Below are 15,366 nucleotides of genomic sequence, written 5' to 3'. Positions count from 1 at the left end.
CATATATCCGAACTATACACAATAAACTCCATGACAAATGCGGTGTTGCTTGCAGGTACCAACAGTGGAGTTGGAAAAACGACAGTTTCCATGGGCATTATGGCTGCCCTTAAAAAAAGAGAGATGGAAGTTCAGCCTTTTAAGGTCGGACCAGATTACATCGATCCTACATATCACACTGCTATTTGCGGCAAGCCATCAAGGAACCTCGATACATTCATGATGCAAATTGATGGCGTAAGAAACACCTTTTCAAAGCATTCTGAAAAAGCAGATATCAACATCGTAGAAGGAGTTATGGGACTCTTTGATGGAATGGGAGCTACTGAGATAGCAAGTTCCGCACATGTCGCCAAATCACTTGGAATTCCCGTAATATTGATCGTGAATGTACATGGAATGTCAAGAAGTGCCGCAGCTATTGTCAAGGGATTTTCCCAGTTCGATCCGGATGTTAAAATCGCTGGCGTGATATTGAACAAGGTTGGAAGTCCAAGACATGCACAGATGATCATAGATTCAATACCTGACATCCCGGTTGTCGGAACACTGCCACGTAACAAGGACGTTACTGTGCCTTCCCGACATCTTGGGTTATACATGGCAGATGAACTGGATTTCGATACTGAAAGCCTGGCTGCCTTCATTGAAGAGAACATAGACCTTGATGCTATAATCGAGCTTTCTAAAACAGCACCTGACTTTGAAGCACCTGTAAAGGAAGAGGAAATCGAGGCTGACCTGAAAATTGGTATTGCATACGACAGTGCATTCTGTTTTTACTATCAGGACATGTTCGATGCATTTAGAAATTCAGGTGCAGAAATCGAGTTTTTCAGCCCGATGAAAGGAGAGCTTCCGGACGTGGATGGATTCTACTTTGGAGGAGGCTACCCTGAGCTTTACATTTCAGAGCTTGAGAAGTCTAAAACAACAAAAGTGCTCAAAGACCTCTCAGCCGAAGGTATGCCCATATATGGAGAATGTGGCGGCTTGCAATATATGTCCACATCCTATGAGATAGATGGGACAGTATACAAGATGGCTGATGTGCTGCCTGCTGAAACTGTCCAGACCAAAAAACTCCAGGCACTCGGCTACACTGAAGGAATCGCAAACGGTGACTTTGTCAAAGGAATTATTCGAGGACATGAGTTCCATTACTCTGCAACTTACTGTGACAACGATGCTAAACTTGCTTACGAGATGAAAAGAGGAAAAGGAATTGTCAATGGTAAGGACGGACTTACCGAGCACAACTCACTTGCAAGTTATACTCATGCACATCCTGCAACATTTCCTGTGAAGAGTTTTGTTGAAAAATGCAGGGAATATAGCAAGAGATAATTTTCACTAAAGTGCTTATTATTTCTTTTTTTCTATATTTTATTCCTGATATTCACATCTCACTAAAGCAGAAGAGTGAATGATTCTTGTACTTTTTCAGCATCATAATACATGAAATTCAATGGGAAGAAGATATAAAAGTAACAATATACTGTACATTTTCGGTAAATATTTATACAAGAGTTATGAAAATACTATCATTGCAAAGATATGACAGAAGTATATTGAGATATAAATAATTTGTTAATATATAATAGCCAATGGTGGTAGAGTGAAGAAATTAAATTTAATAACTGTACTTGCATTGATACTTTTATTATCAATTGCTAATACGAGTGCGAAACAGTGCCTTCCTAATGATGGAACATACTGCGGAACGTTAAGTGGAACATACACACCTGACGTAAAAAAAGAGCATCCATTATACGAGGCAACGTTTGTTCTAAAAGCTGACTTTAAAGCTGACCTTCAAAGCCAGATGATAACTATCACAAATATAGATACAAGTGGTAGCAATCCCTCAATTGATGAAAGTAACTTGAATGTTATTGCAACTTTTGAGAAAAACGGATTCATTAAAGTCGTTGCCACAGGAAAATGTGGAATGGGCTATCCATTCTATGGAGAAATGATTATAGATCCATGTGACTTCAGTATAAAATCCAATTCAGGATACGTAAGGGTACCACTCTCAATAAGTGAATACACACAATATGACCTTATTGGGGATTTTACTCTGAATGTGGAACAATGCTGCGAGCAACTACCTGATGGTACCTACTGTGGAACCTTAGAAGGAACCTATTGTTCACAGGATATACAAGGCATATTCAAGCTTAAAGCAAACATACAGGCAGACTTCAATAGTGGAATAATAAGGATAACAAACGTAGATACTACAGGAAGTTACCCTGAAATTGACGAAGGAAGTCTGAATGTAGTAGCGATACTGGACGAAGACACAGGAATTATAAAAGTAACCGCAACAGGGACTTGCAATATGGGATACCCATTCTACGGTGAGATGCTGATAAAAGCATGTGACTTCAGTATATCATCGAGTTCCGGATATGTAAGAATACCACTTCCAACAGGTGGGTACTCACAATATGATCTCACTGGAGATTTTACACTGGACATAGGTGAATGTGGGCAAAATGAAGTACCAGAGTTTCCAACGATAGTCCTCCCTATTGCTACTATTATAGGATTGGCATTAGTGATACAGCGCAGAAAGAACTAGGCCTAAATACATGCGCAGGCATTCCTGCGTCTGTTTTTTATTTTTGTAATCTGTGTGCAAATATAGTCTGCATACCATATTGAAAAATGCTGATATATTTAGCAATATTTATGTACAGGAAGTACACTACTACAGTTAAACATTATTGCAAATGTATCTGTTGCAATAAATACAAACTAGAAAATAATTTAGGTGGTACTATATGAGAAAATTAAGTATTATGATAATTCTTGTAGCGTTGTTACTCTCAATGACACAGGCAGCAAGCGCACAGACAGAACTTGAAGATGGTTGTTATTGTGTTAACTTAGTTGGAGAATACCAAATTGTCCCACAAGTTGCTTCAGCACCAATTCAGCAAGTTGCCCCAACATCATTTCATTTAGATGTATATGCAAAAGTATGCAAATCCGGAACTGTTATCACAGTTCAAGAATTTAAGGATATCAACAGTGGTCCGGGTGTTGTGCTTGACACATGCATGGTAACAATGCTTGATGAAAATACGATAGAGCTTTTTGCAAACGGAACATGCATGGGTGGCAATTATTTTGAAGGGAACATGGTTTTGACTAAAAGTAATGGAAATTACATAACCCTACCTGCTGCACCTGCAACAGGCACTGTTTACACAGTTAATATGGAAATACCTGTAACCGGATGTTTCACAGCAACAATCAAACCATGCCCAGAAGAAATTCCTGAATTCCCAACAATTGCAATACCCGTAGCAGCAATTATCGGACTTGCATTCTTCATGCAGCGCAGAAAGGAATAATTTGAAAATCATCAACCGGGACAAATAATGTCCCACATATTCTTTTTTTATAAAATCAAATAAAACATCATTCTTCTGAAGTCTTCCCAGGACCAGCGTTTCCAGTTGCCTTTTGAGCATCTCTTTTCCTGAACCAGACCTTGCGGCTGTAATAATTAAGAGGATGACTTATTTTCTTGCACATATCATCAGGAGCATAGCAGTTACCGTAGGTCTGCATTGTCGAACATGAAGGCGGTTTGTAATGAGTGCCTGAAGAACCTGCAATGTGCTCTATTTGATACCGAGCCTTTTCAATATCAAAATCAGGTGATGCGGTGAAAAGATTCATAATGTCATCCACGGTCATGCCTATAGTCAACAAGAAAGCAGTCATGGCAAACCTCATGGAATGAGCAAGGTTCACACCTGCCTGGGTATTAGCTATGGCTTGTGTAATGCATGGAGGGAAAAGATCGGTTTCAACCGATTCGAATTCAGAATCACCGAAAGTGCTCTTTCTTTCTTCAAGCAATTCCCGTATGTCTGCAAGATAAGGCTCACAGGACTGTACAAGCTCTTCATTCACAGGCATAGGCAGATTGTGTTCAACACGTTCCTTGATAAGCTCCTGTAAAAGACGGGAGAATTCCTCTTTTGAAACATTCACATTTCCACGATGAAGTTTTCTGTTAACAAGTTTCCATTCAATAGCCTTAAGGGAACTTGCCATTCTGATATATGAAGTGAAATGCAGCTTAAACCCTGAATCACTTCTGTCAGGATATACTGAAAAATCGGATGCAAAAGCCTCAAGGAAGTCAAAACCTGTAGTTTTCAGTAGTTTGTATGAGGCAACAGCTTCTGCAAGACAATACCTGCGGATCAGGAAAGAATCATCGATACACGAAACAAGTATTCTTGAAAAAGGATAGGAAAGCAGTTCCAGCAATATCTTCTGCTCATCTGATACAGAAAGAGAAGGCTTGAACAGCTCACCTTCAATCGCCTGCATGACACGTTCCTTGCCACGGATTCGCGCTGATTCCATGGCTCTGGAAGTAACCAGGCGGTCAAGGGATATCCCGAGGCTCTTTACGTGTGCTGATGCCCCGGAAATGTAAGGATATAGTGCAAAGTCTTTTTCATCCATAGATCAGTCAGATTCGATCCTTGGGGCCAGAAGATAACCTACCTTACCTGCTCCGTTTGCAATGGTGAAACTGATCTTCACAGGGAAGTCCTTTCCAAGCTCAACGGTAACTTCATTGGAACGTGAAGCAGGTTTGACTATATCAGACAGGTAATCCAGTGAGAAAAGTGAACGTGCCTCACCTGATTTAAGGTCAATAAGACTGTCACGGGCCATGTCAAGACGAACACGGTCGGTGTCACCTTCAGCTTCCATGTAGAATACATCCTCATCAATGCCCAGAAGCATATGGTCACTGATCTTCTCGGCAGCTTTTACAGCCCTTTGGAGGTCCTTTCCATTAAGGACAACCTCAGCAGGCAACTCTAACTGTGGGATCCTTGGTTCTGCCCTGATGGTTGAAGGGTCAAGCAAGGCAAGGGTATATGAAAGGCCACCAAGGTGGAGTGACATCTTCTGAGACATCTCATCAAGTTCCATGACAACTTTTTCATCCCTGCCCGCAACACTGAAAATATCATTGATCTTTGACAGGTCCATACCTATCTCGGAATCATCAGCATTGAACTCGTCAAAAGCACTTGAGCTAAGATCAAAACTTACCATGGCCACATTTGCAGGGTCTACAGCCCTTACAACTATGCCCTCAGGAGATATCCTGAAACGTGCTTCATCAACAAGAACCGAAAGAGTTTCAATTGCAGTCTTTAAAATATCTGCATCAATAGTTGCCTTGAACATCTGGATTCGCCACCAATATATTGAATTTTTAGGTCATTATATCTAATAAGTAATATAAGTTTTCTTTTAAATATCCAAAACTAAGAAAAGTATCAGATATCTTTAGTCGTATTCACGCCAGGTACAGCCACACTTTGTACATTTGAAGAAACGTGTCTCTGATTCATCAGCGGATCTAAGTTGACGCAACCACCAATATGCGATGTTGTGACCACATTCCTCACATCTTACAGTGGTTGTAGGAAGACCCTGATCCACATTGCCTTCAAGCACAGTGACATCCCTTTTTTCCCTGGATTCTTTTGACACAAGTGCCTCAGAACTTTGCTTTCCCTTTACAAAACCACATTTTCTGCACTTAAATGAATCACCTGAAGGGAACATCATACTTTTACATTCGGGACAAAATTCCATAAATATCACTTCTCGCATTATCTATTATTAAGTTATGGTCAAATGCCATTTGCGGTATATCCGAAAGGCTGAACAATTGCACCGCCCTGGCATCCGAATTTGCTCTTGGTACACCATCCCCCATAGTCAGGTACACTACACTCACCGTGTGCCCGCGGGGATCACGCGAAGGTTCAGAATATACTCCAAGTAACTTAACTATTTCTATTGTAAGACCTGTTTCTTCAAGAACCTCACGCACAACAGCTTCTTCTGTTGTCTCACCAATGTCTACAAAACCTCCGGGAAGAGCAAATTTACCCTGAAAAGGAGGATTTTTTCGCTGGATAAGAACTATTTTTTCATTAAAGATGATTACGGCATCAACTGTGAGTTTTGGAGTATTGGGTGGCATAAGGAACAAAATTCAACGCTTAAAATGAAATTATGGAAGCAATCCATATTAAATATGCGCTTAAATCACAAAAACTTAGCTGATCCACAATAGCTTCATGAATGTTTCAGGCAACATATTATAATATTGAAAGTCAAAACTTTATAAGGGGATTAGTAGGTGGATTCTGAAAATAATGAAGAAAGGCAGAAAGCGAATCTCCAGGAAAGAGTTGAAGAGCAAAAAGGCATAGTTCCTGGCAAAAAACTCTTTGGAACTGTAGAAGGAGTATTTATTCCAACTTTGTTGACGATCCTGGGAGTGATAATGTATCTCAGGGAAGGATGGGTTGTTGGTAATGCGGGCCTTTTAGGTGCCTGGGTGATAATACTGATTGCTTTTGGGATTACGCTCTCTACAGCACTTTCACTATCATCCGTTACAACTAATATACGAATAGGAGCAGGTGGAGCATTTTCAATAATCTCACAATCTCTTGGTCTTGAGGTTGGTGGTAGTATTGGGATTCCCCTGTATATTTCCCAGAGTCTTGCCGTTGCAATGTACATATTTGGTTTTCGCGCTGGCTGGCTCTGGATGTTCCCAAATCATTCACCCATAGTTGTTGATTTGGCAGCTTTTGCGATACTTTTCATTGTTGCCTACATAAGTGCTTCACTGGCATTTAGAATACAATATGTAATACTTGCCATTATCATCGCATCTTTCGCTTCCATAATTTGGGCTGCTTACTCAGGATCCATGCAAGAATCAATTACATGGTGGGGATCTTTTTCAGGATCTCCTGAGAATGGATTTACAGGAATAGGATTCTGGGGAGTTTTTGCTGTATTTTTCCCGGCAGCCACAGGAATAATGGCAGGAGCAAATATGTCAGGAGAACTTAAAGATCCCCGTAAGAGCATACCTTTAGGGACTCTTGCCGCCATAGTCCTAAGTCTTGTAGTATACTTGTTGCTAGCTTACTGGCTTGCAAGTTCTGCAAGTACAGATGAACTCCTTAACAATTATACAATAATGGCAGAAAAAGCCGTATGGGGACAATTAATTGTCGCCGGTCTGCTGGGAGCTACTTTTTCTTCTGCCCTGTCTTCCATTGTAGGTGCCCCGAGAATCCTTCAGGCACTTGCAAACCATCAGATACTTCCTGCAAGTGACTGGTTTGCAAAACGTTCTGGTTCAGGAGAACCCAGAAATGCAATGATATTTACCGGTGCACTTGTATTTCTTGCTTTACTGCTGCGTGATCTAAATGCCATTGCACCTCTAATAACAATGTTCTTTTTAATCACATATGCAATGATCAATATTGTTGTACTTATTGAGCAAAATCTGAAACTGATTAGTTTCAGACCCCTGTTCAAGATACCAATGATAATATCCATAATTGGTGCCATTGGATGCGTCTTTGTAATGGTTATCGTAAATCCGACATTCACTGTAATTGCATTTATTGTGGTTTTGTTAATCCACGCATATCTTCTTAAAAAGCATCTTAAAGCACCTTTTGGAGATGTACGTAGTGGTCTTTTTGTAGCTGTAGCCGAATGGGCTGCAAAACAAAGTAACCGAATAGCACCTTCCAATGAAAGAACCTGGAAAGCAAACCTGCTAATACCTGTAAGAAATCCTAACATATTGACTGGTGCTTTTAATCTCATAAAAGACATTACATATCCAAAAGGCTCTGTCAAAATACTTGGGCTTTCTGGAGAAGTTGAAGAAAGTAAATTCACCTCACGACTTGTTGATCTGACAAATTCTTTCCGTAATAGAGGAGTTTTTTCCTCATGGACGCTTATCGATACAAAAGAATTTGATAAAAGCCTCATAGCCGGAATGGAAGCTCTCACTGGATCATTTTTCCGGCCAAGAGTGCTCTTTATACATATGAGCAGTTTTGAAGGAAGAGAAACTAAACTTCGGGAAATAATCCAAAAATCTTCAAAGCGCAACATCGGAGTATTGTTGCTTGCAATTCATCCAGAAACGGTTTACGGAAGAGAGAACTCAGTAAACCTTTGGATTAACGACCGCAGTCCGGATTGGGATATCAGTATGGACCTGGGAAACCAAGATCTTGCTATTCTAATTGCTTACAAACTTAAGAAAAACTGGAAAGCATCCCTTAAAATGATCAGTTGTGTTAAAGAGCAGTACAACAATTATAAAGCGGAACAGTATCTTGAAAACCTTTCTGAACTTGCAAGGATTCCAAATGTCCACACAAAAATATTACTTGGAGATATAGAATCCAGCACTGTCAATGCACCACGTGCTTCGATTAATGTTTTTAGCATGGAACCAGACATTGACTTTGATTTTGTTCGAAAAGCAGTTGAAAATACAGGTTCATCGTGCTTATTTGCTCTTGATTCTGGGGAAGAAAACGCTCTTGCATGAAGAAAAACAAATTAATTATAATTCTGTAAGATCAGTTTCAAACAAAAGCACGGAACAAAAACTTAATAGACTACATCCAATATATAGGAGCCATACCTATTAAAGATGTGCTTAGATGATCGAGAATGTTCTATGGATTGCAGTGGCTTTTATGCTGCTTGGATCAATAATTCCTAAAAACGTAAAGGCCCGCAGAATGTTATCTGCGGCAGGATGGGTATTCTTTTCCATACACTGGTTCTACCAACCAGCACATTATATGGAAATCAAAGATTACTTCAATGTAGCTCTGGTAATAGTTGTGGGAATAGTTTGCCTGATCATAGCATACACCATGTTCAAAGAATACAGGGAAGATAGTATTCCATCACCTGACATCACAACAATGGCAACAAGTGCAACTGCTCTTGGTTCTCTGTTCTACTTCCCATTTGCACAAATGGAATTTCTGAACGTATGGATAATATCACAGGTAACAGATACTGTGTTTCTGGTCCTGCAATATCTTCATGTTCCGGCTGAACTTGTAACTTGGAATAAGATAACACTTAATGGATACACTGTAGAGATAATCCTTGCATGTACAGCAATTGAGAGTATAGCACTTTTCATGGGTTTGATCTCATCGGTCAATGCGCCAATCAAAAGACTTGCTACAGCATTCATGGTATCAGTTCCCGTCATATATATTTTAAATATAATAAGAGATGTTTTTGTAATTATAGCCTATGGATATCAGTGGTTTGGTCCTGAAAGTTTTGAAATAGCACATCACACTATTGCAAAGATAGGATCAGGAATCGCATTATTTGTAATCGCTTACATTGTCATGCGCATACTTCCGGAACTGGTAGACCTGATAGAAGGAATCTGGTTTTTGGTTACCGGGTTTTTTCAGAAGCTATTCTATAAAGTAGTAGGAAACCAATAAATGCTTGCAAAAGGTTCTTTTCCCTGGATATTAACATCCATCACTGTAAGTGTGGTAAGCTTCTGTGCATACCTGCTATACAAAGTACCATATTCCGAAATGATTGCTGTACTTGCATTCTCAGTAACAATTTTCTTTTTATTCTTTTTCAGGGACCCTGAAAGGAAAATAGAAGAACACGACAGCCATATGCTCTCACCTGCCGATGGCAGAATTGTAGATATCAGGGACAGAAAAATCTGTATCTTTATGAACTTCCAGAATGTTCATGTAAACAGATTACCAATTACCGGAAAGATACACACTATCGAACACAAAAAAGGTGGATATATCCCTGCATTCTGCAAAGACTCACACCGCAACGAAAGAAGCCATACACTTATAGAAACAGAACATGGCATAGTTGAAGTAATACAGATAGCAGGAACCGTCACACGCAGAATTGTCTCCTATGTTCAGGAAGGAGATCACCTGAAACAAGGGCAGCGTTTTGGAATGATACGCTTTGGATCAAGAGTTGATGTTACAATTCCTGAAAACTTTGAGATACTGATAAAGAAAGGAGATCGCGTGTTTGCCGGTGAAACAGTAATTGCCAGAATAAAATAAAGGAAGTGAACCAGATACTCCATACATTAAAACTACCTGATTTTGTCACTTTACTGAATGCATTGTGTGGAGTTATTGCCATTATAATTGTACTTGATGGTTTTACTTATCTGGCACCGCTACTCATACTGATTGCCGCAATTGCTGACGGCGCTGATGGCCACATTGCCCGCAGATTCTCATCCAGCGAGATAGGAGGGAACTTAGACTCACTTGCAGATGTTATCTCATTTGGTGCTGCCCCTGTTATAATCACATATTCATCTGCCGCTCAAACACAGGCACAGTATATTCTGCTTCCTGCAATGTTATTCTATTTCATATGCGGCATTTTAAGACTTGCGAGATTTAACACGATGCATCTGGGAATGAATTCATTCAGCGGCCTACCGATAACCGCCGGTGGAATAGCCATATCATCATATCTGCTCATGGGCGATGGATTCTTTGATGCTTACATAATGGCTGTACTGGTCATCATACTTGGACTTCTCATGGTCAGCAATGTGACATACCTCAAAGCAAAAAATAAGAACATACTTGTTCCACTTACACTGATATTTGCCATGACTATTATTTCATACTTTGTGAACATCGAATATACCCACTTAATGGCATCAATGCTTTCAGGACTCATGGCAATTTATATAATCTCACCTATTATCAAGAAGAACAAAGAGGCATACTATGCAGGAAAACGAAGTGATAACTGACAGGGACAACGTACTTTTTGAAGCAGGTATAAAACTCGGTGCTCTTTATCACCAGTTCACAGGATCGCCGGTTAATCTGGATACAGTTGATAGTCTGGAAAAGGGAATACAGGAAAGTATTTCAGTCCAACCTTGTGTTGAGAAGATCAGTGTTTCTATCAACAGAGACATGATTAGTTCCAAACTTAACGGCAAGTACGGCTACTGTGAACTCGAAGGACGCATGCTGGATGTCAAAATCACTGCAGTGTTTAAAAGTGCAAAAGTGGATGTCAGCCTGGCATTTGACACAGAACTTGACTATCCGCTTATGAAAATAGAAAAGATATATTAATTATTGCTAATTAAATTAAATTTGAGCCGGCCGTTGCTTCTTCAAAGGCTGAGACTACTTTTTCATTTTGTTCCCTGGTTCCTACTGTTACACGTATCAGGGATTCACCGGCGTTTTTGAATGACCTGCAATCCCTGACAATAATACCCTTTTTCATAAGAGACTCGGATACATCCCTTGCAATCAGGGGTGAGACATCCACAAGGATAAAATTGGCCTGGGATTCATAGACCTTGAACGGAATATTATCTGAAAGGAACTTGCGACCTTCCACAGTCATTGAGATGCTCTTCCCCAAATACTCTGAATCTGAGAGTGCAGCCACTCCTGCCATAACAGCAGGAAAACTTACATTAAAAGGAGTTGCGATCTTCATATACTGGGATTTGAGCCATTCAGGCATCAATCCATATCCGAGTCTCAGACCTGCAAGCCCGAATGCCTTTGAAAATGTCCTGCCGATTATGAGGTTGTCATACTCAAGTAACAGTTTTGAGAGATTACTGTCTGCAAACTCAACATATGCCTCATCTACAAACACAAGTCCATTTGTAGATTCTAAAAGGTAACAAACGTCTTCTTCTGAAGTGAGCATTCCTGTTGGATTGTTAGGGGAACAGAGGAATACAACTTTTGTCCTGTCAGTAATGACTTCCTTTATAGCAGCTACATCGAATTCCAGTCCTTCTTCGGGAGCCACATGAATAGCATTTGCGCCGTTTGCACGTGCTGCGATCTCATAATAGGAGAATGTTGGAGTTGGAATTACAACCTCATCTCCTGGTTCGATAAGCACACGCATGAGGTTATCGAGCAAACCATCCATGCCCGGACCTGAAGCACATATGTTCCCTGTCGGAAGACCTGTGTAAACTGAAAGAGCCTCCACAAGCTCGCAAGCATCGGCTGAAGGATATATGTTTACTTTTGATGCGGTCGATACAAGAGCTTCAACTGCCTTTGGAGACGGACCAAGAACGTTCTCATTGGAACCCAGTTTTATGATCTCCTTAGGGTTGATGCCGTATTTCTTTGCGATCTCCTCTATGGATTTTCCGGGAACATATTCTGCAATTGAATTTACAACGTCCTTGATTAGTTCAGGCCTGCTCAAGTACGCCCACCACCCGGTCGATCTGCTCTTTTGTAATCACCAATGGAGGAGCGATACGCAGTACAGTTTCTGAGGTGCAGTTAAGGAGAACGCCATGTTTGCGGCCATAATCCACAAGGTCAGCGCATTTGCGATCGAACTGGACACCGATCATAAGACCTTTACCACGTACTTCGACAAAGCTTTCTGTGGTAAGTTTGCTCAGTTCATTGCGGAAGTATTCTCCCATTTCCTTTGAGCGCTGAATGAGATTCTCTTCGCGGATCACATCGATTGATGCAAGTGCTGCGGCACATGCAAGCGGACTTCCTCCGAATGTTGCTGCGTGTTCACCACGGTTAAATGATACACCTTCACGGGCAGCGATGGCACCCATTGGGAAACCCCCGCCTATTGCCTTGGCCATTGTCATGATGTCAGGCTCAACACCGAACTGCTCTTTGCAGAACCATGTACCTGTCCTTCCAAAACCGGTCTGAACCTCGTCGAAGATAAGGAGAACTTCATTCTCATCACATATCTTGCGAACCTCTTTCAGATAATCCGGTGAAGGAACGTTTATGCCACCTTCTCCTTGTATTGGCTCAACGATAACAGCGGCTGTATTTGGAGTGATGGCATCGGCTATTGCCTGTGCGTCATTGAAAGGCACAAACTTTTCTTCCTGCACAAGAGGCTTGAATGGAGCGCGGTAAATGTCCTTATATGTCAGGCTCAGCGCACCCATGGTACGGCCGTGGAAGGAGTGTTCCACTGCTATGAAATCTGTCTTTTTGGTTGTTGCCCTTGCAAGTTTCATTGCTGCTTCAACCGCTTCTGTACCGGAGTTGCAGAAGAAGACACGATCCATGCCGGTGACATTTACCAGTTGCTCGGCAAGTTCTGCCTGGGGCTCTGTGTAATAGAGATTGGAAACATGAATGAGTTTCTCAGCCTGCTTTTTTATCGCTTCTGTTAAACGTGGGTGACAGTGACCAATATTGTTCACCGCAATTCCGGCAACACAGTCAACATATTCCCGGCCTTCGATATCGTAGACCAGAGAACCTTTGCCGCTTTCAAGAACCACTGGCTGACGGCCGTATGTCTGCATTACATATTTGGAGTCCTTATCGAATATGGATTTAGACTCAGATGATGATGAAGTATAATCCTGTTGCAAATTAACACCTTTTCACTATAATTATTAGAACCGTTTTTAAATCTGACTATCGTTACAAGAAAAAACAAATCGAAAAATAAATGTGACCCTGGTCAGCCTAACGCCAGCCGAATGTCACTTCTTAAAGAATACGTCTGTCAGGCACCTTTATCGCCACATAGAGATGATAAAGGAAAACAAGCATTGATATCTGGAAAATAAGCAGCATCAAACTTTTAACATTATCATACTGTGTGCTTCCAGGTATTGAATTTATCGTTACAAGTACCTCAAAAAGATATAGTACAAAACCTACTGTCAAAAAGACAAAATATTTTTTCAGATTGTTAAATGATACATAAATTCGCGAGCGTATGACATCGGGATCGATCTTCATCAGGAGATAAGATGTCAATAGCGCCAGAATCACTATACATAGACGTATTGCAAGGTCCAGAAAATGGAACGTTGAACTTAGACTCATAGCCATCCCCTCATATTTTTGTGTAACCCTATACCAAAAGTCACTCAGACATCCAGTTGCATCAATTCGTTGTCACTCAAAGCATCATCTTCCTCACGCTCAAAGATGATACCGCCCGGAGCACGCATTACACCATCTACACGGGCACTTTCATGTATCTTTATTGACTGCGAGTTGATCTCCCCCAGAATATGGGTTCCGGCAGCAACGTAAACATTGCCCCTGGAAATTATATTTCCGTGGATCACATTATCTGTTCCGAGTTTTACATCCTGAATGGTACGTATGCTTCCATAGAGTGTGGTCTCATTTGCCATATCGAGGGATGTTGCACGTATATTCCCTACAAGTCTGCACTTGCTTCCGATAATAGCATTTGAAGGAACCCTTATGGAGTCCATGGATATCTTGGAACCGTTGGGAATGACCATGGAATTGAGTCCTATGGACTCCTCATCATCCTCAAACAATTCCCCTAATGCCTTTTCAACTTCCTCGTCCTTTCCAAGCCTCAGAAGCTCGCTGATATAAAGGAAAAGATAAACTATGACCGGTACCGGATTCCTTACAACAATCCAGCCTTTGGCTTCAAAACCACCGTTGATCTTCACATCGTTACCAATATCGAGATCACCTTTTACCACCAATTTCCCATCGATGGTAACGAATTCTCCGATATAGGCATTCTCATCTGTTTTGACGTTACCGCCAATCTCAGACCAGATATCGATCCTTGTGTCTCCGGTGGTGACCAGATCACCTGTGACGTTGACCCTTTCACCAAGTATTGCTGAATGTGCAATGATACCGTACTTTATTTCAGAGTGATTGCCTGCAATAACATCCCCATCTACGACTATTGTACGTTCTTCCATTCTGGTATTGTCTGGAATTACAAATGTCTTAAATATCTCCTCTTCTATGCTTTCACTCTCCGGTCAGGGATTACTGTATCAAAGGCACTAATGACTTTATTTTCATCGTATTTAATAGAGATAGATTTATAAATAGTTATTCTAACATTGTGCTATCCCACGCCTTACATCAACTGCAGGACCACGGTCCATTCGAATTGCTTCAGCAGGTGATAGTAATAATTGTCCTGTTGCAAGGATCTCATCCTTTTCATCTACAAGAATAACCTCGTCCCCGGCCCTAAGTTCCGGGTCAACTGCAACTACGTGTTTTGCAAAAGCGGTTTTCCCCTTCGAAACAAATGGAACTGCATCATCACAAATTACAACCCTTGATGCAGGCTTTTTAAGACCCTGGTGAAGTGCAACAGCTCCGTCTATACTGAGAGTGAGCATTCCATCCTTTGCACGGACCGTTGCCATATGCTTTCCGTTGAACTGGACCTGTCTTACACGTTTTGTCCTTGAAAGCAGGAATGTAACACCATCGGGGAAAAGGATCTCGCCACAACCCTTACCGAACTGAATGTCGGCCATTGTCCTGACCCTTATGAGATTTTTATCTGCATTGCTCATAGTTGCTAAATAAAGTATAAGTTTTAAAATGATAGCGGTTAGATTGATAACAGATTATCTCTTATTTAAAGAAGTGGAACATATTTGCTATATAAATA

The 15,366-nt window shown here is 40.9% G+C and carries 17 protein-coding genes; 8 read left to right on the top strand and 9 right to left on the bottom strand.

Annotated elements, in window-relative coordinates; all coding sequences use genetic code 11:
* Positions 1–30: 30 nt before the first annotated feature.
* The 3 genes from BLP52_RS04475 to BLP52_RS14670 all read left to right on the top strand — a co-directional run bounded on the left by BLP52_RS04475 (position 31) and on the right by BLP52_RS14670 (position 3,368).
* Positions 31–1,347 (top strand): cobyrinic acid a,c-diamide synthase CobB, encoded by a 1,317-nt coding sequence (locus BLP52_RS04475; protein WP_091709035.1) that lies wholly within the window; start codon positions 31–33, stop codon positions 1,345–1,347.
* 271 nt (positions 1,348–1,618) lie between these two features.
* Positions 1,619–2,590, top strand: coding sequence for a PEF-CTERM sorting domain-containing protein (locus BLP52_RS04470; RefSeq protein WP_091709033.1), 972 nt, complete (start codon positions 1,619–1,621; stop codon positions 2,588–2,590).
* A gap of 202 nt (positions 2,591–2,792) precedes the next feature.
* Positions 2,793–3,368, top strand: a complete 576-nt coding sequence (locus tag BLP52_RS14670; protein ID WP_091709032.1) for a PEF-CTERM sorting domain-containing protein — start codon at positions 2,793–2,795, stop codon at positions 3,366–3,368.
* A 67-nt stretch (positions 3,369–3,435) separates the two neighbouring features.
* Here BLP52_RS14670 and priL read toward each other — a convergent pair whose 3' ends face one another.
* The 4 genes from priL to BLP52_RS04445 form a co-directional block, all read right to left on the bottom strand.
* Positions 3,436–4,500: a DNA primase regulatory subunit PriL gene (gene priL, locus BLP52_RS04460; protein WP_091709030.1), complete on the bottom strand. Its 1,065-nt coding sequence runs from the start codon at positions 4,498–4,500 to the stop codon at positions 3,436–3,438.
* A gap of 3 nt (positions 4,501–4,503) precedes the next feature.
* Entirely contained in the window at positions 4,504–5,241 is a 738-nt protein-coding gene (locus BLP52_RS04455) for a DNA polymerase sliding clamp (RefSeq protein ID WP_091709028.1), read from the bottom strand.
* Positions 5,242–5,343: 102 nt separating this feature from the next.
* The gene (locus BLP52_RS04450; RefSeq protein WP_091709027.1) at positions 5,344–5,655 is read right to left on the bottom strand and encodes a transcription factor S; all 312 of its coding nucleotides are present in this window, start codon (positions 5,653–5,655) and stop codon (positions 5,344–5,346) included.
* Entirely contained in the window at positions 5,633–6,049 is a 417-nt protein-coding gene (locus tag BLP52_RS04445) for an NUDIX domain-containing protein (RefSeq protein WP_091709218.1), read from the bottom strand. The genes BLP52_RS04450 and BLP52_RS04445 overlap by 23 nt, the downstream gene beginning before the upstream one ends.
* 159 nt (positions 6,050–6,208) lie before the next feature.
* Between BLP52_RS04445 and BLP52_RS04440 the strand changes: the two genes are divergently transcribed.
* The 5 genes from BLP52_RS04440 to BLP52_RS04420 all read left to right on the top strand — a co-directional run bounded on the left by BLP52_RS04440 (position 6,209) and on the right by BLP52_RS04420 (position 11,039).
* Entirely contained in the window at positions 6,209–8,452 is a 2,244-nt protein-coding gene (locus BLP52_RS04440) for an amino acid permease (RefSeq protein WP_091709025.1), read from the top strand.
* Between the two features lie 115 nt (positions 8,453–8,567).
* Positions 8,568–9,383: an archaeosortase A gene (artA, locus tag BLP52_RS04435; protein WP_091709023.1), complete on the top strand. Its 816-nt coding sequence runs from the start codon at positions 8,568–8,570 to the stop codon at positions 9,381–9,383.
* A complete protein-coding gene (locus tag BLP52_RS04430) occupies positions 9,384–9,992 on the top strand; it encodes a phosphatidylserine decarboxylase (RefSeq protein WP_091709022.1) in 609 nt (202 codons plus the stop codon).
* A gap of 5 nt (positions 9,993–9,997) precedes the next feature.
* A complete protein-coding gene (locus BLP52_RS04425) occupies positions 9,998–10,705 on the top strand; it encodes an archaetidylserine synthase (protein ID WP_162272935.1) in 708 nt (235 codons plus the stop codon).
* A complete protein-coding gene (locus tag BLP52_RS04420) occupies positions 10,680–11,039 on the top strand; it encodes a dihydroneopterin aldolase family protein (RefSeq protein ID WP_091709019.1) in 360 nt (119 codons plus the stop codon). The genes BLP52_RS04425 and BLP52_RS04420 overlap by 26 nt, the downstream gene beginning before the upstream one ends.
* Positions 11,040–11,049: 10 nt before the next feature.
* On the opposite strand, the gene hisC is transcribed toward BLP52_RS04420, so the two are convergent.
* From hisC to BLP52_RS04395, 5 genes are all read right to left on the bottom strand, one after another.
* A complete protein-coding gene (hisC, locus tag BLP52_RS04415; protein ID WP_091709017.1) occupies positions 11,050–12,153 on the bottom strand; it encodes a histidinol-phosphate transaminase in 1,104 nt (367 codons plus the stop codon).
* Positions 12,140–13,246 carry an acetylornithine transaminase gene (locus BLP52_RS04410; protein ID WP_091709217.1) on the bottom strand — a complete coding sequence of 369 codons (1,107 nt, stop codon included), beginning with the start codon at positions 13,244–13,246 and terminating at the stop codon, positions 12,140–12,142. The genes hisC and BLP52_RS04410 overlap by 14 nt, the downstream gene beginning before the upstream one ends.
* Positions 13,247–13,436: 190 nt before the next feature.
* Positions 13,437–13,778, bottom strand: a complete 342-nt coding sequence (locus BLP52_RS04405) for a hypothetical protein (protein ID WP_091709015.1) — start codon at positions 13,776–13,778, stop codon at positions 13,437–13,439.
* Positions 13,779–13,822: 44 nt separating this feature from the next.
* The gene (locus tag BLP52_RS04400) at positions 13,823–14,653 is read right to left on the bottom strand and encodes an acyltransferase (protein WP_091709013.1); all 831 of its coding nucleotides are present in this window, start codon (positions 14,651–14,653) and stop codon (positions 13,823–13,825) included.
* A gap of 141 nt (positions 14,654–14,794) precedes the next feature.
* Positions 14,795–15,268 carry a PUA domain-containing protein gene (locus tag BLP52_RS04395; RefSeq protein ID WP_091709012.1) on the bottom strand — a complete coding sequence of 158 codons (474 nt, stop codon included), beginning with the start codon at positions 15,266–15,268 and terminating at the stop codon, positions 14,795–14,797.
* Between the last annotated feature and the right edge of the window lie 98 nt (positions 15,269–15,366).

Origin of the sequence: Methanolobus vulcani (assembly GCF_900100715.1) — an archaeon.
Lineage (GTDB): Archaea > Halobacteriota > Methanosarcinia > Methanosarcinales > Methanosarcinaceae > Methanolobus > Methanolobus vulcani.
Note: the sequence above shows the minus strand (reverse complement) of the source record. Positions and strands in the feature narration are given on the sequence as shown.

What these genes read in the sequence shown, in the direction of transcription:
- BLP52_RS04405 (WP_091709015.1), bottom strand. Translation starts at nt 13,778, where the DNA reads ATGAGTCTAAGTTCAACGTTCCATTTTCTGGACCTTGCAATACGTCTA.
- artA (WP_091709023.1), top strand. Translation starts at nt 8,568, where the DNA reads ATGATCGAGAATGTTCTATGGATTGCAGTGGCTTTTATGCTGCTTGGA.
- BLP52_RS14670 (WP_091709032.1), top strand. Translation starts at nt 2,793, where the DNA reads ATGAGAAAATTAAGTATTATGATAATTCTTGTAGCGTTGTTACTCTCA.
- BLP52_RS04455 (WP_091709028.1), bottom strand. Translation starts at nt 5,241, where the DNA reads ATGTTCAAGGCAACTATTGATGCAGATATTTTAAAGACTGCAATTGAA.
- BLP52_RS04410 (WP_091709217.1), bottom strand. Translation starts at nt 13,246, where the DNA reads ATGCAGACATACGGCCGTCAGCCAGTGGTTCTTGAAAGCGGCAAAGGT.
- BLP52_RS04475 (WP_091709035.1), top strand. Translation starts at nt 31, where the DNA reads ATGACAAATGCGGTGTTGCTTGCAGGTACCAACAGTGGAGTTGGAAAA.
- BLP52_RS04430 (WP_091709022.1), top strand. Translation starts at nt 9,384, where the DNA reads ATGCTTGCAAAAGGTTCTTTTCCCTGGATATTAACATCCATCACTGTA.
- BLP52_RS04395 (WP_091709012.1), bottom strand. Translation starts at nt 15,268, where the DNA reads ATGAGCAATGCAGATAAAAATCTCATAAGGGTCAGGACAATGGCCGAC.
- priL (WP_091709030.1), bottom strand. Translation starts at nt 4,500, where the DNA reads ATGGATGAAAAAGACTTTGCACTATATCCTTACATTTCCGGGGCATCA.
- BLP52_RS04450 (WP_091709027.1), bottom strand. Translation starts at nt 5,655, where the DNA reads ATGGAATTTTGTCCCGAATGTAAAAGTATGATGTTCCCTTCAGGTGAT.
- BLP52_RS04420 (WP_091709019.1), top strand. Translation starts at nt 10,680, where the DNA reads ATGCAGGAAAACGAAGTGATAACTGACAGGGACAACGTACTTTTTGAA.
- BLP52_RS04445 (WP_091709218.1), bottom strand. Translation starts at nt 6,049, where the DNA reads ATGCCACCCAATACTCCAAAACTCACAGTTGATGCCGTAATCATCTTT.
- BLP52_RS04400 (WP_091709013.1), bottom strand. Translation starts at nt 14,653, where the DNA reads ATGGAAGAACGTACAATAGTCGTAGATGGGGATGTTATTGCAGGCAAT.